Origin of the sequence: Nannocystis punicea (assembly GCF_026965555.1) — a bacterium.
Taxonomy (GTDB): Bacteria; Myxococcota_A; Polyangia; order Nannocystales; family Nannocystaceae; genus Nannocystis; species Nannocystis punicea.
Genome location: NZ_CP114040.1, coordinates 4,811,535 through 4,838,131 on the forward strand (window position 1 = coordinate 4,811,535; position 26,597 = coordinate 4,838,131).

The window sequence follows — 26,597 nt, forward strand, 5'->3', positions numbered from 1 at the left end:
GTCGCCGCGCGCCGCAATGACGCGGCCGCGGCCCTCTAAGGAGAGCACATGTCGACAGTACGATCGCAGGGGCGCCGTTCGCTCCTGGTGGTGGGGATCGCATTGTCCCTGGTGGCGCCGGCGCCCGCGTGGGCCGGCCAGCCGGGGGAATCCAATGGATGGAAGACCGAATCGTCGGCCGCGCCGGCCGAGGACGACGACACCGTCGTCCTCGACGACTCGCCGGGGCCGGCGAAGAAGAAGAGCAGCAGCGGCAAGAAGAAGGACAAGGTCAAGGCGCAGCCGCGCGAGGCGATGATCAAGGCCCAGGTCGAGAAGGCCGAGGCCGAGCGCGCGCCGCTGCAGGACCAGGCGCAGCAGCTGTCCGACGCCGGCAACCTCGAGGGCGCCGTCGGCCTGCTCGCCGGCGGGGCCGAGGCCCTGCGCGACCCGGTGCTGCACCTCGCGGCCGCTGACGCCCGGCAGAAGCTCGCGCGCAAGCGCAGCGCCGACCAGGCCAAGGCCGAGTGGGAGGCCAGCCTGCGCCACATCGACCGCGCCGACGCCTTGCTCGCGGCCAACAGCGGCGGGGCCGTCGACGGCATCCGCGTCAACCCGGACGACCTCGAGACCATGCACGCGTGGAGCACCGAGCTGCGGACCGCGGCCGACGGCGCGCTCCCGGACCTGGTGCGGCGCACCAACCCGGTGCGCCGCAACGCCCGCGGCGAGCTGATCGCGGGCTCGATCTTCCTCGCCGGCGGCCTCGCGGCCCTCGGCGTCATGGGCGGCGGCATCTACCTCAGCAAGTCCGCCGACCGCGAGCTGCCGAAGGCCGGCGACAACCCCGAGTACCTGGCGCCGCTCGAGGCGCAGAAGAAGCAGGGCGACACGATGACCGCCGCGGGCGCGGTCGCCGGGGTCCTCGGCGTCGCGCTCGGCGTCACCCTCGTCGCCCTCGGCGCGACCGACTTCAAGAAGGCGCGCCAGGAGCAGCTCTCGCGCGTCCGCGTCTCGCCGGCCGTCGCGCCGACCTTCGGCGGCCTGTTCGTGTCTGCTCGCTTCTGACCCCCTCCGGCCTGAGGGCCGCGATCGTCGCCTGGCCCGGGCCCCGCGATCCCCACCTGTCCTACGGGCCACATCTTCCAGGAGCACCTTCGACCATGACTCAACGATTCTACTCATCGATCCCGCTGATCTCCGCCGCAGCGCTCGCGCTGATGATGGGCGGCGCTTGCAAGGTCGTCCAGCTGCCGGGCAACGAGGGCGGCGACGAGACCGAGGGCACGGGCACCGGCGCCACCGGTGCCGGCGGCACCGAGGGCGCCACCAGCACCGACGGCGGTGACGGCGAGCAGGGCGAGGCCAACTGCGGCGAGCTGTCGGCGCAGACCCTCAACATCCTCGACAAGAACTGCAAGCAGTGTCACGGGGCCGACAGCGCGGCTCTCGGCAGCATCAACTACATCACGAACCTCGACGCGCTGATCTCGAACGGCAAGGTCGTCCCCGGCGAGCCGAACAACTCGGCGATCTACCGCCGCATGAGCGCGACGATGCTGCCGATGCCGCCCGAGGGCCAGGAGCCGCGTCCGAGCGAGGACGACATCCGCGCGGTCGAGCAGTGGATCGGCGAGTGCGCCGGCGTGACCGGGTGCGGCGAGAACCCGTGGATGACCCGCACGCAGGTGATCGACCTGATCCGCAACGACCTGCTGAACACGCAGGAGATCTCGGCGGACGCGCGGCCCTTCATCCGCTACTTCAGCCTGGTCCACCTCTACAACTACGGCTGGTGCGACGACCAGATCGAGATCTACCGCAACGCCCTGTCGAAGCTGGCCAACAGCCTGTCGAACGAGATCAAGGTCGTGGCGCCGGTGCCGATCGACAAGGACAAGCTGATCTTCCGCATCGACATCCGCGACTACGACTGGGACGCGCCGGGCCGCGTGCTCGACATCGAGACCAACACCTTCGTCGAGGAGTTCCGCGACACCTGGGAGCTCATCGCCAACAAGGACCCGTACGCGATCGAGTTCATCGGCGACAGCGCCGAGGACGTGAAGCAGGCCACCAACACCAAGTTCTTCCTGCTGCAGGCCGACGCGTTCGTCGAGGTGTCCGCCCAGCCGCCGCTCTACCACGACGTCCTGCGGATCCCCGCGACCCGCTTCGAGCTCGAGCAGAGCTTCGGCATCGACGTCGACGCCAACGTCACCGAGGAGATCGAGACCAACCCGAACCGGGTCGCGCGCGCCGCGTTCCACGAGTCGGGCGTGTCCGAGAACCACCGCGTGATCGAGCGCCACGACTTCCCGAACGCCAGCAACCGCGTCTACTGGATCAGCTACGACTTCCAGAGCAACGCCGGCGACGCCAACGTGTTCGTCGATCCGTTCGGCTTCGTCGAGGACGGCAGCGAGATCATCTACAGCCTGCCGAACGGCCTCCAGGGCTACATGATCGTCGGCGGCGACGGCCGCCGCATCGACGACGCGCCGATCCAGATCGTGCAGGACAAGAACGCCCCCGACGGCGTGGTCCGCAACGGCAAGTCGTGCATGGGCTGCCACAGCGTCGGCATGATCAACAAGGAGGACGACCTGCGCTGGGAGGTCGACCAGAACCTCGGCGAGGGCGACTTCGACGACAACGAGCTCGACGCCATCCGCGCCCTGTACCCGCAGCGCGACGACTACAACGGCCTGCTCGCGCTCGACTCCGACCGCTTCAACCTCGCCGTCAAGGCGGCCGGCGTGCCGCTCGGCGGCGACAAGGAGCCGATCGTCACGGTGTTCAACGCCTTCGACGAAGACGTCGAGATCCGCCGCGCCGCCGCCGAGCTGTGGACCACCGAGACGACCCTGCGCGAGAAGCTCGGGCAGCTGAGCCCCGACCTCGACGACCTCGGCAAGAGCCAGACCGGCGTCCGCCGCGACGTGTTCACCGCCGCCTACGCCGACGCGATCTGCCAGCTCAAGGTCGGCCTCACCAAGGCCTGCAAGTAATCCTCACCCACCGGACCGCCCGGGCAGATCTGGCGACCTGCCCGGGCGGTCGTCTGTCGATTCCACCACCTGTCCGAAAGGACAGAGCGCCGGTCCGCGCGGCCATAGGTCCGCGCGTGGGCCGGAGCACGCGGGGTGGGGCGGTCGCGCCCGTGCGCGCTGGCGTCCTCGCCGGAGGGGCACAGGTCGTGTACCGTCCTCCATGGTGGGCGCCTTCGACGACAAGCGCTCCGGGCCCCCGGACCCGGACCTGCTCGCGACCACCGACACCAAGTCGCCGGCGCTCGACGTCACCGCCCGGGCGCGCCCGAGTCCGATCGAAGAGACCGTTCTCGCTACACCTGTTCGAAGGGACAGCACCCCGGTCCAGTCGGCCTCGGGCGTCAGTCTGCGCGGCGCTGCGGCCCCGCTCGAAGAGTCGCTGGCGATCCGCCAGTCGCGCCGGATCGGCCGCTACGCGATCCTGAGCGAGCTCGGCGAGGGCGGCATGGGCGTGGTCCTGTCGGGCTACGACGAGGTGCTCGAGCGCCGCGTCGCCATCAAGGTCGTGCGCTCGCACCACCGCCAGGACGACCGCCTGCAGGCCCGACTGCTGCGCGAGGCGCAGGCCCTCGCCCGCCTGTCGCACCCCAACGTCGTCCAGGTCTACGAGGCCGGCACGCTCGGCGACGAGCTGTTCATCGCCATGGAGTTCGTCCGCGGCGTCACCCTCTCGGCCTGGCTGGCGGACCGCGAGCGCACGCAGCAAGAGATCCTCACGGTGTTCGCCGAGGCCGGCCGCGGTCTGGCGGCGGCCCACCGCGTCGGCCTGACCCACCGCGACTTCAAGCCGGGCAACGTCCTCGTCGACCTCGAGGGCCGCGTCCGCGTGGTCGACTTCGGCCTGGCCGCGCTGGCCGAGCAGGCCGAGCGGCCCGCCGACGACGACCTCGGCGACGTCGGCGTCCTGCGCACCGTCTTCTTCGCCGGCACCCCGGCGTACATGTCCCCGGAGCAATGGCTCGGAGGACAGGTCGACGCCCGCACCGATCAGTTCAGCTTCTGCGTCGCGCTGTGGGAGGCGCTGTGGGGCTCGCGGCCGTTCGCCGGCGAGTCCGTCGACGAGCTGCGCGACCAGGTCCTCGTCGCCGACCTGCCCCAGCGCGTCCAGGTCGGCCCGCGCGTCGGCAAGCGGCTCTACCGGGCGCTCTCGCGCGGCCTCGCGCGAGTCCCCGACGCCCGCTACCCGAGCATGGACGCGCTCCTGGCCGACCTCGCCGGCCCGCAGGTGCGCGCGCGCCATGCCGTGGTCGGCCTCGGCCTCGGCGCGGTGATCGGCCTGGCCGCGGCCGCGTGGAGCCTGCAGGACGAGGGGCGCTGCGTCGGCGGCGAGGCCCGGCTGGAGGGGGTGTGGGACCCGGCCCGCCGCGACGCCGCCGCCGACGCCTTCGAGGCCACCGGGGTCGACTTCGCCGACGAGGCCTGGACGCAGGTGGCGAGCCGCCTCGACGCCCGCGCCGACGCGATCGTCGCCATGCACCGCGACGCCTGCGAGGCCCACGCCCGCGGCGAGCAGTCCGAGCACCTGCTCGACCTGCGCATGGCCTGTCTCTCGCGCCATGTCCATGAGGTCAGGGCGGTGACCGACCTGCTGGTGGCCGCCGACGCCGGGGTGGTCGAGCGGGCCGTCGACGCAGTGGCCGCGCTGCCGCCGATCGAGCGCTGCGCCGACGTCGCGGTGCTCCGCGCCGAGGTCCCGCCGCCGGCCGACCCGGCCACCGCGCTGGCGGTCGACAACGTCCGCCGCGAGCTCGCCAACGTCGCCGCGCTCGAGCACACCGGCCGCTACGAGGCCGGCCTGCTCGGCGCCGACCAGGCGGTGTCCGCCGCCGAGGTCGCCGCCTACGCCCCCGCCGTCGCCGAGGCCCAGCTCGCGCGCGGCCGCCTGCTCGCGCTCCTGCAGCGCGACGCCGAGGCGGAGGCCAGCCTGCGCGCCGCCTTCACCACCGCCACCGCCAGCCGCCAGGACGCGGTCGCCCGCGACGCCGCGGCCGCCCTGGTCGAGACCCTCAACACCCTCGGCCGCCTCGATCACGCCGAGGTCTGGTTCGAGATCGCCGCCGCCGCCCAGACCCGCGCCCCCGACGACGGCGCCGCCGCGTTCCTCGACCTCGCCCGCAGCAAGCTGCTGTGGTCGCTCGGGCGCTACGCCGAGTCCGAGGCCGTCATCGAGCGCAGCGTCGCCGCCTACGACGCCCTCCACGGCCCCGACAACCCCGCCACCGCCCGCGCCCGCCAGTGGTTCGGCACCGCCCTGTGGGGCCGCCAGGAGTTCGACCGCTCGAAGGCTGTCCTTCCGGACAGCCGCGCCCGGCTCGAGCGCCTCTACGGCCCCGAGCACCCCGAGGTCGCCACCGCCCTGCGCTACGAGGGCAACCTCTACTTCGTCCTCACCGACTTCGACGCCGCGCTGGCGACCTGGCGCCGCGGCCTCGACATCATCCTCCGCACCCGCGGCGAGGACGACCCCCTGGTCGTCGTGTTCCAGGGCAACATCGCCGCCGCGCTGGCCCGCGCCCGCCGCCCGGTCGACGCCATCGCCGCCTTCGAGGCGGTCGTGCGCTCGCTCGAGCGCCGCTACGGCCCCGACCACCTCGAGCTGTGCACGCAGCTCGACAACCTCGGCGCCTCGTACCTCGAGGCCGGCCAGCTCGGCCCGGCGCGCGAGGTCATCGACCGCTCGCTGGCGATCCGCCGCCGCGTCCTCGGCGACGGCCACGCCGAGGTCGCGCGCTCGCTGCTGGGCCTGGGCGAGTGGGGCCTCCATGCCGGCGACTACGCGACCGCCATCCCCGCCTTCGAGCGCGCCCTGGCGATCCGCGCCGGCACCGACGTCCACGCCCTCCTGCGCGGCCGCGCCGAGTACGGCCTGGCCCGCGCGCTGTGGCTGTCCGACCGCGACCGCGTCCGCGCCCGCGCCCTCATCGACCAGGCCGTCGCCACCTTCACCGCCCTGGGCCCCGCCGGCTCGCTCGACCTGACCGAGGCGGTCGCCTGGCGCGCCGAGAACGTGTCGCCCGGCGGCGCCGCGCCGGTCCAGCCCAAGCGGTGAGGCCGTCGGTCATTGTTCCTGGCGAAAAGAGCATGTTCGAAGGACCATGACTTTTTAAGCATGTCGATCCAGGAAGGCGCTCGCCACCTGTCCGAACGAACAGCTCCAAGGCCCGGCCGCTCTGAACGGTCCGCAGCGCCCGCATCGCCAGGCTGGTGCTCGCCCGCCCGAACGCGCTACCTTCCGCGCATGCGTCACGTCATCGTCTTCGGGGCCACCTCCGCGATCGCCGCCGAGGTGTGCGCGCGCTGGGCCACGCGCGGCGATCGGCTTCACCTCGTGGGCCGCGATCCCGACAAGCTCGCCGCCGTGGCCGCCCGTTGCGCCGGCGCCGACATTACGACGGCGGCGGGCGACTTCACCGACCTCGCGCGCGCCGAGGCGCTGGCGAGCGAGGCAGTGGCCGCGCTGGGCGGTCGCGTCGACGTCGTCCTCGTCGCCCACGGCGACCTCGGCGATCAGCAGCGCAGCGAGCACGACGTCGCCGAGGCCGCGCGGATCGTCCAGACCAACTTCCTCTCGGTGATCGCCCTGCTGGTCCCGCTGGCGAACGCGCTCGAGCGGCAGCGCAGCGGCACGCTCGCCGTCATCACCTCCGTCGCCGGCGAGCGCGGACGCCCGCGCAACTACACCTACGGCGCGGCCAAGGGCGCGCTGCACGTCTACCTGCAGGGCCTGCGCAGCCGCCTCTACCCCGCGGGCGTCACCGTCACCACCCTCAAGCTCGGCCCGGTCGACACGCCGATGACGGTCGGCCACCCCAAGAACGCCCTGTTCGCCACCCCGCAGCGGGCCGCCCGTGACATCGACCGCGCGCTCGCCCGCCGGGCCGTCGTCGCCTTCGTGCCCTGGTACTGGCGCCCGATCCTCTTCGTCGTCCGCCACACCCCCGAGCCGCTGTTCCAGCGCCTCGGCTTCCTCTCGGGCCGCTAGCAGGTCCGACCACGGGCGCGGGCGTCCGCGGTGGGACAGTGAACGAGATGTCCTTGAGGACATGTCCCGAAGGCTGCCTGGATCTTCAATACAAGCGCAGCACCGCCACGCACGCGTCCCACAGCACGTGGCAGACCAGCACCACGAACAGGCTGCGGGTCTTGAGCCCGAGCCAGGCCCAGAAGAACCCCGCGCCGGCCGCGGCGACCACCAGCGCCGGCACTCCCAGGCTCACGTGCGCGACCGCGAAGGCCGCCGCCGACGTCGCCGCCCCCCACCACGGACCCGCGCGAGACGCCACCGCGAACGCCACTGCGCCGCGCCACACCACCTCCTCGGCCGCTGCGATCAGCGGCAGCAGCACCGCCGCCGCGCCGATCGGCAGCAGGTGGACCCAGCTGTACACCGCCGCCACCTCGGTCCGCGCCTCCGGCGTCACCGCGAACAGCACCAGGCTGCCGAGCCAGCCGGCCACGAGCAGCACCGCCGCCGCCGCCACTCCTTGCAACAGCCCGCGCAGGCTCGGCCGCCACAGCTCCAGCCACGGCAGCCGCACCATCGCCAGGCACGCGGGCACCAGCACCAGGTTGGCCGCCAGCATCCGCCACCACACGTGCGGCGTCAGCGAGCCCAGCACCCAGATCAGCGCCACCGCCAGCGGCACCAGCCAGGCCACGTGCACCGCGCCCTTCGAACATGTCTTTAAAAACATGTCCTCATCGCCACGTCGTAGCCGCAGCGACAGCCCCAGCCACGGCTCGACCCCGGCCGACAGCGCCACGATCTTGGCGGCGGTGAGCGGTTGCGCCACCAGCCCCAGCTCCGCCGTCGCCGGCCCCGGATCGCCGACCAGCCCGTGCGTCAACAGCCCCAGCTGCGCCCGCGTCAACAGCGGCTCGGGCAGCTTCTCGAGCGCCGCGACCGCGACCGCCAGCAGCGGGGCAGGGCAGGGCACCAGAGTCACCGGCAGCGCCAGCGCGTCGGCCACCCGCGTCACCACCTCGCGCAGCGTCAGCACCTCCGGGCCGACCACGTCGTAGCAGCGGCCGATCGCTGCCGGCCGCTCCAGCGCCGCCGCGATCGCCAGCGCCACGTCCTCGACCAGCACCGGCTGCAGCGGCGCGTGTCCGCCGTCGGGGGCGGGGAACACCCCTGCGTGGCGGATCGTCGCCGCCAGGTTGCGCACGAAGTCGTCGCCGGGCCCCGCCACCGGCCCCGGGCGGAGGATCGTCCAGTCTGTCCCCGAGGACATGACCGCTCGTTCTCCCGCGCGCTTGCTCGCCAGATACTGCGTCGGTCGGTGCGGCTCCGACCGGGGCCTGGCCACGCTCACGTGGATCAGCCGCCGGATCGCCGCCGACTGCATCGCCGTCATGATCGCCGCCACCGCCGCCACGTGGGCCGACTCGAACGTCTGTCCGGGCTCGGGCCGCTTGATCCCCACCAGGTTGATCACCGCCTCGCAGTCCGCGAGCGCCGAGGCCAGCTCGGGCCCGCCGCGGCTCGCGTCGACCTCGCGCCACACGAGCCCGGGCCGGTCGGAGCGGCCCCGACGGCCGCGCGACAGCCCCACCACCTCGTGTCCGGCCTGCAGCAGCGCGTGCACGGTCGCCTGTCCGATGAACCCGCTCGCTCCGGCCACGGCGACCCGCATGCGCAGCCAGCCTCGCACCGGCGGGGTCCGGGGCGCAAGGCGGGTTTTTGCTTCTCAAACGCCGTCCGCGCGCCTACAACAAAAATCAGACCCGCATGCTCAGCGCTCTCGCCGACCACGCCTGCGCCCGCTTCGACCGCGTCATGCGGCATGGCCTTCGCCGCGTCCTCATGCAGCGCAACGAGCTCGACCGGCTCGCCCGCGCCGAGCACGAGCGTCGCCTCGAGGCCATCGCGCGGTACACCGATCCCGCAGTGCTGGCCGAGCCCGACCGCCTGCTCGCGCCGCCGCCGGGCCCGCCGCCGCTCGCGCCGCAGGCGGTGCGGCGCCTCGTCGACGGCCGCGCCACCCACTTCACGTTCGCCTCTCCGTACCGCCCGCGCGACCCCGACTACGCCCGCGAGTACGCCACCTACGATCGCGTCGACACCGTGCACCTGCACGCCTGGCAGCACGATCGGCCCGCGCCCGCCTCGATCTTGCTCGCCCACGGCTGGTGCGTCGGCAACCGGCGCCTGCACGAGTTCGAGTTCAGCATCTCCACCCTCTACCGGGACCTCGGCCTCGACGTCTACCTCTACGTCCAGCCGTTCCACAGCCTGCGCAAACCGACCTCCGCGCGCTTCTCGGGCGAGCTGTTCCCCTCGACCGACCTCGTGCGCACCAACGAGGCCTTCATCCAGACCGCCCAGGACGTGCGGGCCGCCATCACCGCCATCCTGCGCCGCAGCCCGGCGCCGCTCGGCATGATGGGCTCGAGCCTCGGTGGTTACACCTCCGCGCTGGTCGCCTCGATCGATCCGCGGCTGTCCTTCGTCGTCCCGATCATGGCCCCCGCCTCCTTCGCCCACCTCTTGTGGGATCACGGCGAGGGCGACCCGTTCCGCCGCCAGGCCGAGGCGCTCGGCATGACGCGCGAGCGCTTCCACAGCGCGTGGGCCCTGCACAGCCCCCTCACGTACGCGCCCAAGGTCCCGTGGGAGCGCCGCCTCGTCGTCTCCGCCCGCGGCGACGCCCTCGTGACCGAGGCCCACGCCGACGTGCTCTGGAACCACTGGCAGCGCCCCCGCCGCTTCCGCTTCACCGGCGGCCACTTCCTGCAGCTGGGCCGCCGCGACTACATCCGCGAGCTCGCCCGCTTCCTCGCCGACCTCGACATCATCCCCGCGCCGCGCTGAGGGCAGGGGGGTCGCCGCCCGAGCTGCAGCCGGCGCGACTGCATGGACATGTTCGATGAGACATGCCCATAAAAGCATGTTCAAAGGGGAATGACCGAGCGGACATGCTCCTCAAGGCATGCGTGCTGGTGGGCCCCGGGCGCGCGGGCGAGCGCCTGGGAGCCCTCAAGGACTCGAGAGCCGTACTCCATCGCGCCGCTGCTCGCGGCGCCGGCTCACCCCCGCGTGACCGCCCGCGTCTTCGGGATATTGGCGATGGCCAGGTCCGCGGCCTCCTGGGCGAATTCATCCAGCGGCTTCTCGTCAGGGCCGCTCGGGTTGGCGAGCCTTTGCATGTAAGCCACGGAGAACACGTGGGCGTACACGCGTCGCCAGATATCCTGCCGCTCGTCCTGGTTGTCGAAGTGCTCGATGTGCTTGCTCATGACTCACCGTCGCGTGGCGTTCTGTAGCACGGGACGTCCCAGCAGAGTCCTGTCCACGCGCGGCTGCTCGATCGTCTCATCCGGCCTCCGTGGCGAGTGCCGGCGCGGAGCGGAATGACCGCCTTGCGCGGGCGCGCCCCGGAATTACGCAGCCCGACCCAGTGCGCTTCTCCTCGGCCACGCGTGCGAGCGCCTCGGTGCACGCATTTGCTTTCGGGACCCGGAGGCGAGTGCCGACGCGAAGCAGAACAACAGACACGCCCCGGAACCACGCAGAACAATCGCAGCGCGATCTCCTCGGCCACGCGGGTGAGCGCCCGGGAGCACGCATTTGCTTCGGGCTCCGCAGGCGAGTGCCGGCGCGAAGCAGAACAACCCCCCATGCAGGCGCGCCCCCGGAACCACGCAGGACCACCACAGCGCGCATCTCCTCGCTCGCGCGGGCGCCGGCGTGCATAGCGACAGGCCACGCGGGCGGCGTCGTGCATGGCGACAGGCGTGGGCCTCTCCTCGGCCACGCGAGCGAGCGCCGTCATCCTTCATGACAGCCGGCCGCGCCGACTTGCGCGGGTATTCGACGGTGCGGCCCCCTGCGCCTGGACACGTGTACTGCCGACGCCGAAACCGCCGGCCACCGATGGGCGCATCGTACTTCGCCGATCGGTCCTGGCGCAGGGCCGAACGGCGCGCCGAGAGCCGGCACGCGCACCTCATGGCCGAAGAAACACATTCGGGCGTGCGGCCGCGACGGCCCCGAAGAGCCGCGTCCCTGGCGACTCGTGATGCCCGGCTTCGTCTCCAGAAAGGGCGTCGAGCGGCGGCGTTCCGGCGAGCATCGAGTGTTGCCTCGTCACCTTCTTACACCGGAGATGCTCGCCCACATCTCGAAGGGCCCACGGTGTGCTCCTTGTCGCCGCGCACGGGCCGCCTGCGCCGCGATTTCTTGATCTCGTGGCCGCGCTCTGGCAACATGGAACCGTGCGGCTTAGTTTTGGCGCTTGCTGGGCAGGCGTCGCCTATCTCTTCTCGTGGCTGGTGACGACCGGGTGTAACCCTGGCCGGTCCGACGCGGCGTCGCGCGGCACCGACAGCGAGGGAACCACCCTTGCGACCCCGAGCGAGGGTGGCACGACCGGCGTCGTCGGTGCTTCGAGCACGGGCGAGGCTGGGACCGGCGTGCCTGCCACGGGCACGGGCGCGCTCGTCACTCCGCCGCCGGACCTCGCGCCCGAGCTCGCGCCGACGCCCGTCGAGCCGTGCGAGTCGCACGCGGCCGAGGGCGACTGCGACGCCGCCGGTTGCATCTGGTTCGCCACCGAGCGTGTCGCCGATCGCTCGAGCTGCGCCCTCGAGCCCGCGGGTTTCTGCGCCACTGCCAGCGCCTCGACCGGCGACGAGGACTACGACTCTGCCTTCTTCAAGCGCGTCGGTGATGTCGTCCACCTCCGCCGCGTCGGCCGCAAGTCCAGCGACTTCCCCGGCCCCGAGCACCCGGCGGGCTGGACCGAGTGCGGCCTCGGCCCGGGCGATCCGGACGAGTGCGCGTGCGTGTGCGCGGCCGGTCGCTGCCCGGGCGACATTGCCCTCGCGCTGCTCGACGCCTGCGGCGCGCCGCGCCCGTGCGACGACGAAGTCGACGGCGACGCCTGCCTCTACCAGTCGCTCGCCGCCGCCGCCGCCGCCAGCCTGCGCCTCCGCAACCTCCTCGACGGCCGCAGCGTCGACGACCGCGTCTTCCTCCGCGGCGACGGCACCGCCACCTGGATGCGCAGCACTTGCGATCCACGCGACCACAGCTGCAGCGACCGCAAGTGGGAGCTGCCGCGCCTGTGTACCCTGCGCGACCGCGCCGTCTTCACCGCCTGCGCCGCCTCCGCCCAGCTCGACCCACAATGCCGCGACGTCGCCGCCTGGTTCACCGACTGCAAGCTGGCCCCGCCGACATGTCCATAAGGTCATGTCCTGCCCGCCCGCCAGCACGGGGCCGCCAGGACATGCCTGTGAGGCCATGTTTTGAAGTGCATGAGCGATCGGTCTGATCGCGAGGTCTGATCGCCACCTCCGCTCCGGCCCGCTGCGCGTCCCTCTCTTTCGTTCTGCTCACAAGCTTGGGTGCGACGAGTCGCACGCGACCCTCGCCGCGCATCGATCCGGGACCCGGTCGCGCCGTACGACGCTCGCCGTGTCCCGAGCTCTCGACGACCGCCGTCCCATCTGTCCTATCGGACAGGCAGTGCCTCCCGGCAGCCGGCCCTGCGACCTCGCTGCGCCGTGCGACGCTCGCCGCGCCGCGTTCGCCGAGCCTCGGTGCATCGCCGACTCCGCTGCCGATCAGGCGCGAATTCGCCCATCGCACCTGCAGCACCACCTCGGCTACCGTATCGGCCGCATGTTGCAGGTCAAGAAGTACGGCAACCGTCGGCTCTACGACACCGAGGGCAGCCGGTACGTCACCCTCGAGGAGATCGCCGAGCGCGTGCGCATGGGAGAGGACCTCAAGGTCGTCGACGCCAAGAGCGGGCAGGACCTCACCCAGGTCACCCTCGCGCAGATCATCCTCGAGAGTCGGGGTGCAGCGCGTCTGCTCCCTGTCTCCTTGCTCAAGCAGCTCGTGCGCATGCGGGACGACGCCCTCGCCGAATTTTTCGGCCGCTACATCGCCTGGGCGCTCGAGGTGTACCTGCAGCTCAAGGGGGGCGCGCGAGCTGTCGTCCCGTGGAACCCGCTGGCGGATCTGGCCATGCCCGGGATCCTCAAGCGCTGGTTCGGCGGCGGTGCGCCTGCCGCGGGCGAGCCTGCCCCGCCGCCGTTTCCGGACGAGCCGCCGCCCGAGCCTGCGGGCATGGGCGACGAGCTCGCCGCCTTGAGGCGGGAGCTCGCCGAGTTGCGGCGGACCGTCGAGGACGGCCGGCCCGCCCGCAAGGGCAGGCGGTCCACCTCCTGATCCATTTGTGCGCCGCACAATTCTCGTCTTGACCCTCGGTCACGGCGGCCTATCCTCGGCCGACAGACCCCGGCCGGGCCTTTCGCACGTGCAGCACGGACCGGCCTTCGGGTAGCCTCGGGAGCGGAGGACCAGAGCATGTTCATCGGCGACTGGATGCGGCGCGGAGCGCAGTACTGGCCGGACCACCTCGCGGTGGTCGACGTCGCCAAGGGCGAGGGCGGCCGCTTCACCTACGCCGCGCTCAACCGGCGCGCCGACACCGTCGCCGGGTGGTTGCGCGGCCGCGGCGTCGTCCGCGGCGACCGCGTCGCCTTGCTCGCGCACAGCGGCGTCGAGGTCCTCGACTTCTTCTTCGCCTGCGCCAAGCTCGGCGCCGTCTTCGTCCCGCTCAACTGGCGCAGCCCCTGGCGCGAGCTCGTCGACGTCATCCTCCCGGTCGCGCCGAAGGTGCTCGTCTTCGGCCCCGAGTTCGCCGCCGCCACCGCCGAGCTGCGGCCGCACACCGCCATCGCCGAGCTCGTCCACCTCGAAGGCGCGCCCGTGGCCGGCAGCACCGCCTACGCCGAGGTCCTCGCCGGTCCGGCCGACCCCGTCGACAACCCGGCCGTCGACGCCGAGGACATCGCCTGCCTGCTGTTCACCGGCGGCACCACCGGCGCGCCCAAGGCCGCGCGGATCTCGTACCGCCAGATCGCGTGGAACACCCTCAACACGATGGTCCACGAGATCCAGCGCGGCGACGTCACGATCACCCACACGCCGATGTTCCACACCGGCGGCCTGTTCGTGTACACGATCCCGCTGCTCACGCTCGGCGGCACCGTCGTGATCATGAAGAAGTGGACCGCCGACGACATGCTGGCGCTGCTCGAGCAGTACAAGGTCACCGCGCTGTTCTGCGTGCCGACGCAGTACCAGATGATGCTCGACTCGCCGCGCTTCGCCGCCACCTCGTTCGCCAGCATCCGCTTCTTGACCAGCGGCGGCGCCCCGCTGCCCGTGCCGCTGATCCACGCCTTTTGTGCGGTGCACAAGGTCGCCTTCAAGCAGGGCTTCGGCATGACCGAGTTCGGCCCCGGCGTCTTCTCGCTCGCGCCCGAGTTCGCCGAGGCCAGGGCGGGCAGCATCGGCCGGCCCAACTACTTCATCGACGCGCGGATCGTCGACGACGACAACGTGCCGGTGAAGGACGGCGAGGTCGGCGAGCTCGTCCTCAAGGGCCCGGTCGCCTGCTCGGGCTACTTCGGCGTCGACGCCCCGCACTTCGACGAGGCCGGCTTCTTCCACACCGGCGACCTCGCGCGCCGCGACGCCGACGGCTTCTACTACATCGTCGATCGCAAGAAGGACATGTTCATCTCCGGCGGCGAGAACGTCTACCCGGTGGAGATCGAGAAGATCCTCTACGAGCACCCAGCGGTGGCCCAGTGCGCGGTGATCAGCGTGCCCGATCCGCAGTGGGGCGAGGTCGGCAAGGCCGTCGTCGCCCTCCGCCCCGGCGCCGGCGTCACCGAGGCCGAGCTGCTGCAGCGCTGCCGCGACCACCTCGCGCGCTACAAGGTCCCCAAGTCGGTCGTCTTCCTCGACGCCCTCCCGCTCTCGCCGGCCGGCAAGATCCTCAAGCGCGAGCTGCGGGTCCTGCTCTCCACCTCCGCATAGGACCCTTTCGCCATGTCCCAAGAGACAGCCTCCAGGAACCTCACCGCCCGGATCCTCCGGCTCGTCGGCTACCTCACCGACCCCAAGAGCGGCCCCGGCAAGCTGTGGATGCGCTTCGAGGGCGCCTCGACCGGCGTCATGGCGCGGCTCGCCACCAGCCCGCGCTACCTGCGATTCGCCGGCCGCGGCCTGACGAAGATGTTCCACCTCCACCGCGACCTCGTCGACCTCACCGAGGAGGTCCTGCACTTCTGGCGCGTGCCCACGCTCGGCGACTTCAACGAGGTCCGCGCCCAGCTGCGGCGGGCCGAGGACCGGCTCGAGATCACCACCACCCAGCTCGAGCTCGCCCTCGAGCTGCTGGAGAAGCTGCAGGCCGAGATGGCGCGCTCGGTGCGGGGGGCCGCGTGACGGTGGCCGACGGCGGGCCGTTCTCGAGGGTCAAGGGCGCCGCGCGCAAGCTCGCCGACATGGCCGAAGGGACAGCCACGATCGGGGCCGCCTGGCAGCGGGCGCTGCGCGACCGCGCCGTCAGCCCCACGCGCTATCTGGCGCCGCTGGTCAAGCGCGCCGCCGGGCTCGGCGACCCACCGGTCAACTCGACGCCCAAGCGGGTCGTGTACGCGCGCGGCGGCATGAAGCTGATCCGCTTCGAGCCGGCCGTGCGTCGCTTCCGCACCCCGATCCTGTTCGTCTACTCGCTGATCAACCGCTACTACATCCTCGACTTCCTGCCGGGTCGCAGCCTGATCGAGTTCATGACCCAGCAGGGCTTCGACGTGTACGCCATCGACTGGGGCACGCCCGGTCCCGTCGAGCAGGACATGACCTGGGAGGACCTGCTCGGCGGCTTCGTCGAGGCGGCCAAGCGGTGGGTCCTCAAGCTGTCCGGCGCCGACGACCTGACGATGTACGGCTACTGCATGGGCGGCACCATGGCGCTGGCCGCCGCCGCGCTCTACCCGAAGGGCGTGCGCAACTTCGTCGCCCAGGCCACCCCGGTCGACTTCAAGCACGGCGGCATCTTCACCACCTGGACCGATCCGGAGTTCTTCGACGTCGACGCCATGGTCGACGCCTACGGCAACGTCCCGATCGACCTGATGGAGTCGGGCTTCTCGATGATGGCGCCGGTCCAGCGGATCTCGAAGTGGTTCGAGGTGTTCCGCCGCCTCGACGACCGAGAGTTCGTCACCAGCTTCCTCGCCATGGAGCACTGGGCCGCCGACAACGTCCCGTTCCCCGGCGAGGTGTACCGGCAGTACATCCGCGACTGCTACCAGGAGAACAACTTCTTCGAGGGCCGCATGGTCGTCGGCGGGCGGCGCGTCGATCTGCGCGAGATCCACGGCCCGCTGCTCGTGCTCGTCGCCGACAACGACACCATCGCCCCGCCGCCGTCCTCGGAGGCGCTGCTCGGCGCGGTCGGCTCGACCGACAAGACCCTGCTGCGCTTCCCGGTCGGGCACATCGGCCTGTCGACCTCGAGCAAGGGGCCCAAGGTCATCTGGCCGAAGGTCGCCGCCTGGCTGGCCGAGCGCAGCGAGCCGCTGCCGCCCGGCTGAGGCCGCGGGCGCGCCTCACTGCCCCAGCCACGTCGAGATCTGGGCGGCGGCCGTCGGGTGCCAGCCCAGCTTGAGGTGGTTGATGTCCGCGAGGACAGCCGAGTCCGAGAGCGCGCCGATGCCGTCGGGCGCCGCGCAGCTGTCGACGAACACCACGCCGTCGCTCGGTCCGGCGATCTCGTTGGGGATCCCCGGGATCAGCACGCTGTTGTCGTTGAGGTCGAGGTCGCCGCACAGCAAGTGGGTCGAGATCGAGGCCGGGATCCCCGCGTCGATCATCTCCTCGATCACCGAGCCCTGCGAGATCGCGTAGTCGATGCCCTTGCCGCGGGCATACACGCCCTTGTACTCGCCCTCGCCGTAGTAGGTCGACTCGCTGTCGCCGACGATCCACTGCATCAGGCCGTTGTTGGCCGTGCCGGTCAGCGGATAGACGTCGTCCCAGGCCGCGAGCATCTGCAGCTGCCCGCGGTAGTTGTCGCCGGCGGCCGACTTGTAGATCGCGTACTCCGAGCGGTCCTCCCACAGGCCGAAGATCAGCAGCTCGTCGTGCGGCCCGGGCGCGTGGATCTTGCCGCCGAAGTCGGCGTAGACGCCGGCGTTGTGGGCCGTGCCGTAGCGGAAGATGTAGTCGAAGCCGAGGTTCGGCCCGCCGATCAGGATCAGCTTGCCGATGTCGTCGCGGTACTCGAGCTTGCCGCCCGTGAGCCCCGACGCGTACATGCGCGTCGACATCACGCCCTTGCTCCACCCGATCACGTCGACCTTGTCGACGCCGGTGCGCTCGCGGATGATGTCGATGGCCCACGCGATCTGCAGGGCCCAGAACACGTTGTCGCCCTGGCTGTGCGGATGCGACACCGCGAACACGCGGTGGCCGGCGGCGGCCAGCTCCTGCATCAGGCCGATGTCGGGGCAGGTCGACTGCCCGCAGCCGAAGTCGCCGCTCTCGCCCGGGTTGGCCCACGCGCGGTCGGCCTGGTCATTGGCGCCGTGGGCCAGCAGCACCGTCGACTTGGCGCCGTTGTTCCAGCCGGGCGCGTAGTACAGCAAGAACCGCCCGCTGTGCGGCACCGGGTCGTTGCCGAAGAACTCGAGGCGCTGGCCGGTCTGGTGGGCCCGCTGGTCGAGGTCGAAGCGATCTTCTTGGATGAAGAACGGATCGGGGTCGAACCACCGCTCGACGCGGACCCATCCGTTCAAGATCCCGTCCTCGAACGTGTCCTCGAGGACGAGGCCGTGCAACGAGTCGCCGGTGGTCTCCGTCGTGGTCGTGGCCGTGTCGGTCGGCGAGGTCGTCCCGTCCGTCGTCGAGGTCGAGGTCGACGGCGGCTCGCTCGTCGTGCCGGTCGGCGGCTCGTCGCCGGTCGACGTCGGCCCGGTCGTCGCCGTGCCGGTCGCGTCGCTCGAGTCGGTGCCCGGCGTTGAGTCGGTCACCGCCGCGGTCGAAGCGTCGGTGTCACCGCCACCTTCCGGCGTGCAGGCGAGGAGGAGGGTGAGGGCGGCGCAGGGACGGCTTGTTCGCATGTGCAGCAATTTAGCCCATTCCGGCCCTGTGCAATAGCGCGTAGAACCGCAGCTAGCGGCCCTAGAACGCGGAGTCTGCAAAATTTCGCAGCGCCGCAAGGAAGCGCTCTGCCTGCTCGATGTGCGGGGAGTGCCCGCATTCGCTGAAGACCTCTTCGTGGACCCGACCGCCCGCCGCGGCGTAGGCGTCGAGGACCGCGCGGGTCTGGCCGATCATCGGCTGCGGCGGCACGACCTCCTCGCCGGGCCAGCCCGGCACCGCGCCGACCTTGCCGAGGAAGCCGAAGTCGAACAGCGAGGTGTCGCTGACGATCTGGTCGTCGGCGCCGCGGATCCACAGCACCGGCGGTCGCGGGTCGATCGCCGCGAAGCCCGAGAGGTCGACGTACTTCGGCGAGATCGCATTGTTCATGCCGCGCGTGCCGGGAGCGACCCCCGGCCAGTTCGACGAGGCCGTCATGTCGCCCGGGTAGTGGTCGTCGCCGATCTTGGTCTTCAGCAGCGCCTCGACGAACGCGTCCTCGAGCGCCGGCTCGACCCGGAACGGCGGCTTGAAGTAGAACGCGTTCATGACGTTGCGCGGCGACACCTGGCTGTCGTTGCCGCGGTCGCCGGCCTTGATCAGGCGCGCGAACTCGGGGTTGGCAGTGCCGCCGCCCGAGCCGGCGAAGTCGGCGCTGGTCGGGGTGCCGCGCGCGTCGCGGGTGCCGCCGAAGCCGTACGGCGACATCGGGTTCTCGAGCACCAGGCCGGCCACGCTGGCGGCGTGATCGATCGCGTACTGCATGATCACCCCACCGCCCGCCGACCAGCCGACGAACAGGGCTGGCCGCGAGGACAGGTCGAGCGCGACCAGCAGCGCGTGCAGGTCGTCGGCGAAGTCGCGCACGCCGCGGGTCGCGTCGATCGGCGCCGGCTCGGTGTCGCCGAACCCGCGCATGTCGGGCGCGAGCACGTGGAAGCGATCGGCGAGCGCGTGCATCAGCGGCTCGAAGAAGCCGCCGCTCGAGGCGTTGCCGTGGACGAGGACGACGACCGGGGCACCGGCCGGACCCGCGATGCGGGTGTGGACGCGGATACGCGAGGTGGGGACGAGCTGCTGATCGATCGGCATGAGGGCAGCATCGAGGGTCGCAAATGGGTCCCCGCTTGTCGATGCGCGGGCGATGCGCGATTGCGACCGTCTGGCGTAAGGGACAGGTCGCCCGCCCTCCGCGGCGACGCGAGCAGGGCAGGGGAGCCGCGCCGTGCCACCGGTCTGCCCCTGCGTTTCGGGTCGTGCCCGAGTGCGGTCGGTCTTCAGCTGCGCCGCTGCGATCGCCGCCGGATCACCAGCCCGAGGAGGCCCAGGGCCAGCAGCGGCAGGGCGCCGTCGTCGCCGGCCCGGCAGCCCTCGCAGCCGTCTTTCTTCGGCGGCGTGCCGCCGCTGGCGCTGTCCGAGTCGCTGCCCTGCGAGGTGCCGGTGCCGTCGCCCGTCGTCTGGCCCGTCTCCGAGACGCACAGCTTGAACGACCTGCACGTGCCCACGGCACAGGAGTCGCCCTCGCCGCACGCGCCGAGGACGTTGTCGGCAGTGTAGCCGCCCCCGGTGCTCGTCAATCCGCCGCCGCACGAGACCGTGTCGGCGCACCGCTCGACCTCCATGCAGACCTTGCCTTCGGAGCAGTTGGAGTCGTCGACGCACGTGTTCGGATCGCAGTACTCGCCGCCGTGGCAGCCGCCGGGCGTCGTGCCTTCGGGGCAGCTCGGCGGCTCGGAGATGGCGTCGGCGTGGGCCGATCGACTCGCGGTGGCGAGGAGCAGCGTCGCGGCGACGACGGACAACTTGCGCTGGAGGGACCAAGTCATCCCGCCATCGTACACGCCGCACGTCCGCCTCCGCAACCGCGGGCGCGGGCGCGCCGGCTCGATGGAGATATGACGCATGGGACATGTCCATACGAACACCTTGAATCAGGCGCGCGACGGGGCGGGGGCTGGTGCCCTCGCTCCGTCGATCGGACATGTCCGAAGAGACAGCATCTCACGCGCCCGCGAACGAGACGCGAACGCGTGGCTGGGCGACGAACTCGTGCTCGCCGACCGCGTGTCCTCGCGGCTCGGTCGAGCCCGGCGAAGCTCGGCCGACCTCGCTGCGCGCCCAACGTGAATCCGTCGCGCTCGATTTGCCGTTGCCGCGCTGGACCCCGGTGATACGTTCCGGCGATGATGAGAGCTCTCGATGGAGCGGCGGCGCTGTCGATCCTCGCGGCGTGTCCGGACTCAGGGTCAGGGATGGGTCCGCACACCACGACCACGACGACTGAGGCATCGACGACCACGACCGAAGCGAGCACGACGGGGGGCGAGGCCGAGGCGCTCACCGTCCACGGCGTCATCAAGGGCCGCGAACTGACCGAGCCCGTCAAGGTGGTGGTTCTCTGGTGGGTCGAGACCGAGGAGGGCGACGGGCTGTACAAGTTCGGCGACGGGGCCGTCGACGGCATGGACTTCTCGCTGACGCTCCCCGCGCCGCTGCCGGCCGGGGCCACCCTGGGCGGGGAGCTCGGCGTCGGGTTGGTGGCGCTCGTGCCGGCGACGCTCGAGCTGCCCGATGGGCTCGTCATGGACGACATCGAGGAGCAGCTCGTCGGCGCCGCGGGCGAAGAATTGCTCGTCTGGCGGACGGCCGGGCCGATGACGTTGATCGGTCCGGACTGGGTGGAGGCGTTCCCGCCCGGGTACTCCTGCAGCGACTGCGTCCAGGCGATGGACGTGGGCAGCTTCGACTCCTTCGACTCGCTGGCCGTCGGCCCTTGCGACGACCTCACCCTGTACGTCCCGTTCGACGCGGTGGCCCCGTTCTGCGAGTGGTCGTGAGGCCGCGATGCTGCGGCGTAAAATGTCCGAAGAGACAGGTTTTCCCGGCGCGCGCAAGGATGCCCGAAGAGACATGCAAGAGACTCGACCTCGGCGAGCGCGTCGGACGAGCGCTCGCGGCCCTGCCTCACGCGCTCAGTCGGCCCCGAGCGCCCGGCACAGCGCCGGCAGCCCGTCCTCGGCGGTCGCGACCACGGGCACCACGCTCGGGTGCGGGTCGCGGGCGACGGGGTCGAGCGCGAACAGCTTCGCGCCCCGCGACAGCCCGCGCTCGAGGATCATCTCCGTCACCCCGACCGCGAACGAGGTGCCGACGAACAGCACCACCGCGGCGCGCTTCGCAGCCTGCAGCACGCGATCGATCTCGTAGTCGCGGTGACCCGTGTAGTACTCGTCGAACCACAGCACGTGCTGCCGCAGCGGCGCGTCGCAGGCCGGGCAGCGCGGCAGGTTGGCGGCCGTCGGTTCGCGCAGGAACGCCTCCTCCCGCTCCCGATCGCGCGGCAGCCAACCCTTCGGCTGCGCGTATCGGCAGCCGAACTGCGAGCAGCGGACCCGGTCGGCCCGACCGTGCACCTGCACCAGCTCGCGCGACCCGGCCTGTTCGTGCAGCCCGTCGACGTTCTGAGTGACCAGCAGGAACTCGCCGCCGCGCGCGACCTGCCAGCGCTCGAGCGTCGCCAGGGCGAAGTGGGCAGGGTTCGGCCGGGCGGCGTGCAGGGAGCCGAAGCGGCGGAGATACCATTGCCACGACCCGATCGGATCGCGGCGAAAGTAGTCCACCGTCCCGAGCTCGGTCACGTCGACCGACCACACCGCGCCCGGATCGGCGCCGCGGAACGTCGGGATCCCGCTCGCCAGACTGACGCCGGCCCCGGTGACCACGAGCAGCAGCCCGGAACTCGCCATTGCGCACGCGGAGGTCAGCGGATCGATCGACACGCCGCGAGTGTACCGGGCCCGCCCGCGGCGTGCGAGAGGTCAGGACCGCTCCCGTCGCTCGCGCGCGAGCTGTCCTTGATTGCATGTCCTTCGAGACATGCATCGCGCCTCCGGCCTACTTCGCCGCGTAGATCACGTCGGAGCGCACCGCATACTTCACGCCGGCCGTCACCTCCGCGCCCTCGTGGAGCAGCAGGTGATCGAACACCACCGCGCCGCCGACGGCCGGCTTCAGCGCGAACCTCACCTTGTTGTCGAACTTGCGCCCGCGGCCCTCGCCGCGGCGCTGCGACTTTTCCTTCTCCTCGAAGAAGCGGGTCGCGCCGCCCTCGAACTCGGCGTTGAGGAAGATGACCAGCGACTCGCGCGTCTCGCCGAGCGGCACCGCGGTGCGGACGTCGACGTGCGGGGAGAAGCGCATGCCGACCTCGTAGCGGTACACGCGGAAGCGGAAGTTCAGCCCGCGCACCGGAGCGCCCTCGTGCTGAGGATTCACCGCGCCGCGGATCCGCTGCCACAGCCCGTCCGCCAGCTCCGGCGCGTCGAACACCACCCGCAGGTTGTTGCGGGCCGCCAGGTTGACCCGGTAGGTGTCGTCGCCGATCGCCAGGCCCGCGTGCGTGAAGCCGATCGCCTCCGCCGCCGCGATCAACCGCTTGCACTCCTTCGGCGACATCACCCCGTGGAGCACATTCACCGCGGGCGCCACCTCTTCGCGGCGGGCGGTCGCCTCGCGGTCCGCCTCGAGCACCGTCTCCGTCAGCGCGTGGGGCGCCGCGTGAAACGTCGCCTCGCGCCGGAACGACGCGTGCTCCCGGTTCCGCATCCCCTTGCCCCGGCTCACAGTCCTCCTTTTATAAACCAACGGCGAGGCGCTCCGCGGCGCGGACATTCGACCGGCCTGGCGCTGCTCGCGCAGTGTCCGCATTGGCCCAAACTGCCTCCAGGCCGCCGCCTGCACGGACTTTTCCTGAGCTTGCTCAGCATATCGGCCTCGGCTAGTGTCGTCTCGTGGCCAACTACTTCGACGACAACGAAGACCTCCAGTTCTACATGGATCGCGGCCTCGACTGGGCGCCGATCGTCGGGCTCGTCGAGCAGGACTTCCGCATCCCCGGCGGTTACACCTCGCTGGACGAGGCGCGGGCGGCCTATCGGGACATCCTCGGCATGGTCGGCGAGTTCGCGGCCGAGCAGATCGCGCCGCGGTCGATGGCCATCGATCAGAAGGGCGTGCACCTGAAGGACGGCGAGGGCCACCTCGCGCCCGAGACCGACGCCCTGTTCGAGCAGATCAAGGGCCTCGACCTCCACGGCCTGGCGCTGCCGCGCGAGCTCGGCGGCATCGGCTGCCCGGCGGTCGTGCACTTCATGGTGTGCGAGCTGATGGCGCGGGCCGACAACGTCGTGATGACCCACTACAACTTCTACAGCGGCATCGCCTTGATGCTCCTGCTGTACTCGGTGCACGAGGGCACGACCACCTTCGACCGCGAGCAGCGGGTCATCACCGGCACCCGCTTCCAGCCCGAGATCGCCGAGATCCTGCGCGGCGACGCGTGGGGCAGCATGGACATCACCGAGCCCGACGCCGGCAGCGATATGGCCGCGCTCAAGGCCCGCGCCGAGCAGGACGAGCAGGGCAACTGGTACATCTCCGGCCAGAAGATCTTCCTGACCTCCGGCCACGGCAAGCACCACATCGTCATCGCCCGCACCGAGCCCGACAAGCCCGGCCTCGGCGGCCTCTCGCTGTTCCATGTCCCTGCCTACGAGGACATGCCCGATGGGACACGTCGCCGGATCGCCGTGATCGACCGGCTCGAGGAGAAGCTCGGCCACCACGGCTCGGCCACCGCCGCCGTCAGCTTCGACCGCGCCCCCGGGCGCCTGATCGGCAAGCGCGGCGAGGGCTTCCAGCTGATGCTCCTGCTGATGAACAACGCCCGCGTCGGCGTCGGCTTCGAGTCGATCGGCGCCTGCGAGGCCGCCTACCGCAAGGCCAAGGCCTACGCGGCCGAGCGGCGCAGCATGGGCAAGTCGATCGATCGCCACGAGATGATCGCCGACTTCCTCGACGAGATGCAGACCGAGATCCTCGGCCTGCGCGCGCTCGCCATGCAGTGCGCCTACCACGAGGAGCTGCACCAGCGGACCCGGATGCAGGGCGTGCTCGACACCGACCCCGACAGCCTCGAGCGGGCGCGCGTGCTCAAGCAGGCCAAGCGCCACGCCAACCGGGCCCGCCGGCTCACCCCGCTGCTGAAGTACATCGCCAGCGAGAAGGCTGTCGAGATGTCGCGCAAGTGCATCCAGATCCTCGGCGGCGCCGGCTACATCCGCGAGTACGGGGCCGAGAAGCTGCTGCGCGACGCCATGGTCCTGCCGATCTATGAGGGCACCAGCCAGATCCAGTCGCTCATGGCGATGAAGGACGCGATGAGCGGCATCATGCGCAACCCGCAGCGGTTCCTCACCCGCGTCGCCCAGGCCCGCTGGCGCAGCCTCTCGGCCCTCGACGCGCTCGAGCGCCGCGTCGCCCGCCTCACCTCGCTGACCCTCGCCGCCCAGCAGCACCTGATCCAGCGCACCGCCGCCGACAAGCTGCGCGGCCTCGGCAAGCACAAGATCACCGAGTGGTCGAAGGAGTTCTTCCAGAACTGGGACCCCAAGCGCGACTTCTCCTACGCCATGCTCCACGCCGAGCGGCTGACGCGCCTGATGGCCGACACTGCGATCGTCGAGATCCTCCTCGAGCAATCGCGCAAGCACCCGGAGCGCCGCAGCATCCTCGAGCGCTGGCTAGAGCGCGCCGAGCCGCGCTGCAACGCCCTCTACGAGGAGATCACGACCCGGGGCGACCGTCTCCTGGCCCAGCTGCGCGAGCAGCAGGACGACGAGGCCGCGTCCGGCCGCTGAGCCCGCGGTCCTGAACGGCGCCGGCCGGTCCTGCCGCGGGCGGGCCGCGCCGGCGCGCGCAATTCGGGCCAGCGGCCGCGAGATCGGGTACCGTCCGGCCCCCATGGCCGCCCGCCGACGACCCGCTGCCGAGCCGCGTCCCGCCACCGCGCGCCGCGTGAAGGCCCGCGAGGCTGCGGCTGAGTCGGGCACCGTGGGCAACCGCGGAGCCGGGACCGAGCCGCCTGCGGCCGCGCGCCGGGTGCAGGGCGGGGTGGCCACTGCGGACGTCGTCGTATCCGCGCGGGTCGGCGACAACGCCGAGTTGTTCGCCCAGATCCTCGAGCTGCACGTCCCGCACGGCAGCACCGTCGCCGACGTCACCTACGGCCTCGGCGTGTTCTGGCGCCGGGTCCCGGACGGGCGTTACACGCTGCTCGCCAGCGACATCGCCCTCAAGCCCGAGGCTCCCGCGCGGGCGGGCGCCGAGCTGACGAATGGCGTCGACTGTCGCGACTTGCCGTTCGCCGATGCCAGCCTCGACTGCGTCGTCCTCGACCCGCCGTACATGGAGGGCATGTACCGCCGCAGCGTCGATCACATGGCCGGCTCGGGCACGCACGCCGCGTTCCGCCGCGCCTACTCGGCAGCCGCGGCCACCGAGGCCGGGCCCAAGTGGCACGACGCCGTCGTCGACCTCTATGAAAAAGCCTGCCGCGAGGCTGCCCGCGTGCTCGTGCCCGGCGGCGTGCTGATCGTCAAGTGCCAGGACGAGGTCAGCGCCAACAAGCAGCGCCTCACCCACGTCGAGCTGATCACGGGCGGCGAGTCGCTCGGCCTCTACTGCAAGGACCTGTTCGTGCTCGTGCGCCCCAACAGCCCCGGGGTCAGCCGGCTCAAGGCCCAGGTCCACGCGCGCAAGAACCACTCGTACTTCCTGGTGTTCGAGAAGCGGCGGGTGGCGATCCGCAGCGTCCGCGACTTCGCGGCCGGCGCCGAGCTGCCCGCCCGGACGGACGAACCCTCCCGGTCGAAGCGGCCGTCGCGTGCCACCGTCGCGGCGCACAGCGCGGAGCTGGCCGCAGGGACAGGTGGATCTTCGCCGGTCGAGGTGGACGCCGAGCGCGCTGTGACGACCACGGCCGTCGTCACGCCGCCGGCAGCGGCTCAGCCCCCGGCAAAGACCGGCGAGAAGAAGCCCACCAGGACCGGCGGGAGCAAGCGGCCCGCCGCCGAGGCGAACGTGTCCCCCCGGACAGCCGCCTCCAAAGACGAGAAGGGATCGCGGCGGACCGGCGGGAGCAAGCGGCCCGCCGCCGAGGCGAACGTGTCCCCACGGACAGCCGCCTCCAAAGACGAGAAGGGATCGCGGCGGACCGGCGGGAGCAAGCGGCCCGCGGCCGGATCGAACCTGTCCGCCAGGACAGTCGCACCGAAGGGCGCGACGCGACCCGAGCGTACCGGCGGGAGCAAGAGGCGCGTTGCCCAGCCGACCCTGTCCGTCGGGGCAGCCGCGCCGGACGGTGAAAAGGGCGCCAGGCGGAACGGCGGGAGCAAGCGGCCCGCTGCTGAACCGAACCTGTCTGTCGGGACAGCCGCTCCGAAGGGCGCGACGCAGAATCTGTCCCTGGAGACATCTTCTGCGGCTACTCTCATCCTGTCCCCAGGGACAGCCGATCCACCTCCTCTCGCCCTTCCAGACATGTCCGAAGGCGCAGGTTCAGCGGCACCCATCCTCGCGCCTCGATCCGTCCCCGAGCGCTTGCCGCGGCAGACCTCGTTCCTCGACATGACCGAAGAGACAGCCGCCGTGCCCTCGACCAAACCCTCCGCGCGTCGCCCTGGAAAAGCGGGGAAGGGGGGCGGCGGTTGAGGCGCCACGCGTTCCGCGCGTGGAGCGCGGTTGCCATTTTGGCAAGCGGCCTCGGA

Annotated in this window: 20 protein-coding genes; 13 read left to right on the plus strand and 7 right to left on the minus strand. The window is 71.5% G+C overall.

Going from position 1 to position 26,597, the window contains the following annotated elements:
* The first annotated feature begins 48 nt into the window (after positions 1–48).
* The 4 genes from O0S08_RS18575 to O0S08_RS18590 all read left to right on the plus strand — a co-directional run bounded on the left by O0S08_RS18575 (position 49) and on the right by O0S08_RS18590 (position 7,014).
* Positions 49–1,047 carry a hypothetical protein gene (locus O0S08_RS18575; protein ID WP_269040516.1) on the plus strand — a complete coding sequence of 333 codons (999 nt, stop codon included), beginning with the start codon at positions 49–51 and terminating at the stop codon, positions 1,045–1,047.
* 95 nt (positions 1,048–1,142) lie between these two features.
* Positions 1,143–2,990, plus strand: a complete 1,848-nt coding sequence (locus O0S08_RS18580; RefSeq protein WP_269040517.1) for a c-type cytochrome domain-containing protein — start codon at positions 1,143–1,145, stop codon at positions 2,988–2,990.
* Between the two features lie 202 nt (positions 2,991–3,192).
* Positions 3,193–6,081, plus strand: coding sequence for a serine/threonine-protein kinase (locus O0S08_RS18585; protein ID WP_269040518.1), 2,889 nt, complete (start codon positions 3,193–3,195; stop codon positions 6,079–6,081).
* A 189-nt stretch (positions 6,082–6,270) separates the two neighbouring features.
* Positions 6,271–7,014, plus strand: coding sequence for an SDR family NAD(P)-dependent oxidoreductase (locus tag O0S08_RS18590; protein ID WP_269040519.1), 744 nt, complete (start codon positions 6,271–6,273; stop codon positions 7,012–7,014).
* Between the two features lie 85 nt (positions 7,015–7,099).
* Here the strand turns inward: O0S08_RS18590 and O0S08_RS18595 are convergent, their stop codons facing one another.
* On the minus strand, positions 7,100–8,668 hold the full coding sequence (locus tag O0S08_RS18595; RefSeq protein WP_269040520.1) for an NAD(P)H-binding protein: 1,569 nt from the start codon (positions 8,666–8,668) through the stop codon (positions 7,100–7,102).
* Between the two features lie 95 nt (positions 8,669–8,763).
* On the opposite strand from O0S08_RS18595, the gene O0S08_RS18600 reads away from it, so the two are divergent.
* Positions 8,764–9,846, plus strand: coding sequence for an alpha/beta hydrolase family protein (locus O0S08_RS18600; RefSeq protein WP_269040521.1), 1,083 nt, complete (start codon positions 8,764–8,766; stop codon positions 9,844–9,846).
* A gap of 215 nt (positions 9,847–10,061) precedes the next feature.
* Here the strand turns inward: O0S08_RS18600 and O0S08_RS18605 are convergent, their stop codons facing one another.
* Positions 10,062–10,271: a hypothetical protein gene (locus O0S08_RS18605; protein ID WP_269040522.1), complete on the minus strand. Its 210-nt coding sequence runs from the start codon at positions 10,269–10,271 to the stop codon at positions 10,062–10,064.
* A 978-nt stretch (positions 10,272–11,249) separates the two neighbouring features.
* On the opposite strand from O0S08_RS18605, the gene O0S08_RS18610 reads away from it, so the two are divergent.
* The 5 genes from O0S08_RS18610 (at position 11,250) to O0S08_RS18630 (ending at position 16,442) form a co-directional block, all read left to right on the plus strand.
* A complete protein-coding gene (locus O0S08_RS18610) occupies positions 11,250–12,224 on the plus strand; it encodes a hypothetical protein (RefSeq protein WP_269040523.1) in 975 nt (324 codons plus the stop codon).
* 436 nt (positions 12,225–12,660) lie between these two features.
* Positions 12,661–13,215, plus strand: a complete 555-nt coding sequence (locus O0S08_RS18615; protein ID WP_269040524.1) for a polyhydroxyalkanoate synthesis regulator DNA-binding domain-containing protein — start codon at positions 12,661–12,663, stop codon at positions 13,213–13,215.
* A gap of 138 nt (positions 13,216–13,353) precedes the next feature.
* Positions 13,354–14,877 (plus strand): class I adenylate-forming enzyme family protein, encoded by a 1,524-nt coding sequence (locus O0S08_RS18620; protein ID WP_269040525.1) that lies wholly within the window; start codon positions 13,354–13,356, stop codon positions 14,875–14,877.
* 12 nt (positions 14,878–14,889) lie between these two features.
* Positions 14,890–15,288: a hypothetical protein gene (locus O0S08_RS18625; protein WP_269040526.1), complete on the plus strand. Its 399-nt coding sequence runs from the start codon at positions 14,890–14,892 to the stop codon at positions 15,286–15,288.
* On the plus strand, positions 15,285–16,442 hold the full coding sequence (locus O0S08_RS18630) for an alpha/beta fold hydrolase (protein WP_269040527.1): 1,158 nt from the start codon (positions 15,285–15,287) through the stop codon (positions 16,440–16,442). The genes O0S08_RS18625 and O0S08_RS18630 overlap by 4 nt, the downstream gene beginning before the upstream one ends.
* Positions 16,443–16,457: 15 nt before the next feature.
* Here O0S08_RS18630 and O0S08_RS18635 read toward each other — a convergent pair whose 3' ends face one another.
* From O0S08_RS18635 to O0S08_RS18645, 3 genes are all read right to left on the minus strand, one after another.
* Positions 16,458–17,969 (minus strand): esterase/lipase family protein, encoded by a 1,512-nt coding sequence (locus O0S08_RS18635; RefSeq protein WP_269040528.1) that lies wholly within the window; start codon positions 17,967–17,969, stop codon positions 16,458–16,460.
* 61 nt (positions 17,970–18,030) lie between these two features.
* Complete coding sequence (locus O0S08_RS18640; protein WP_269040529.1) at positions 18,031–19,083, minus strand: alpha/beta hydrolase; 1,053 nt, start codon at positions 19,081–19,083, stop codon at positions 18,031–18,033.
* Between the two features lie 185 nt (positions 19,084–19,268).
* Positions 19,269–19,817, minus strand: coding sequence for an MYXO-CTERM sorting domain-containing protein (locus O0S08_RS18645; RefSeq protein WP_269040530.1), 549 nt, complete (start codon positions 19,815–19,817; stop codon positions 19,269–19,271).
* 357 nt (positions 19,818–20,174) lie between these two features.
* Here O0S08_RS18645 and O0S08_RS18650 point away from each other — a divergent pair, with 357 nt between their 5' ends.
* Complete coding sequence (locus tag O0S08_RS18650; RefSeq protein WP_269040531.1) at positions 20,175–20,828, plus strand: hypothetical protein; 654 nt, start codon at positions 20,175–20,177, stop codon at positions 20,826–20,828.
* 135 nt (positions 20,829–20,963) lie between these two features.
* Here the strand turns inward: O0S08_RS18650 and O0S08_RS18655 are convergent, their stop codons facing one another.
* Positions 20,964–21,770: an SIR2 family NAD-dependent protein deacylase gene (locus O0S08_RS18655; protein WP_269040532.1), complete on the minus strand. Its 807-nt coding sequence runs from the start codon at positions 21,768–21,770 to the stop codon at positions 20,964–20,966.
* A 115-nt stretch (positions 21,771–21,885) separates the two neighbouring features.
* Positions 21,886–22,614: a 2OG-Fe(II) oxygenase gene (locus O0S08_RS18660; protein ID WP_269040533.1), complete on the minus strand. Its 729-nt coding sequence runs from the start codon at positions 22,612–22,614 to the stop codon at positions 21,886–21,888.
* 167 nt (positions 22,615–22,781) lie between these two features.
* Here O0S08_RS18660 and O0S08_RS18665 point away from each other — a divergent pair, with 167 nt between their 5' ends.
* Positions 22,782–24,689, plus strand: a complete 1,908-nt coding sequence (locus O0S08_RS18665; protein WP_269040534.1) for an acyl-CoA dehydrogenase family protein — start codon at positions 22,782–22,784, stop codon at positions 24,687–24,689.
* 193 nt (positions 24,690–24,882) lie between these two features.
* On the plus strand, positions 24,883–26,541 hold the full coding sequence (locus tag O0S08_RS18670) for a DNA methyltransferase (RefSeq protein WP_269040535.1): 1,659 nt from the start codon (positions 24,883–24,885) through the stop codon (positions 26,539–26,541).
* The last annotated feature ends 56 nt before the right edge of the window (positions 26,542–26,597 follow it).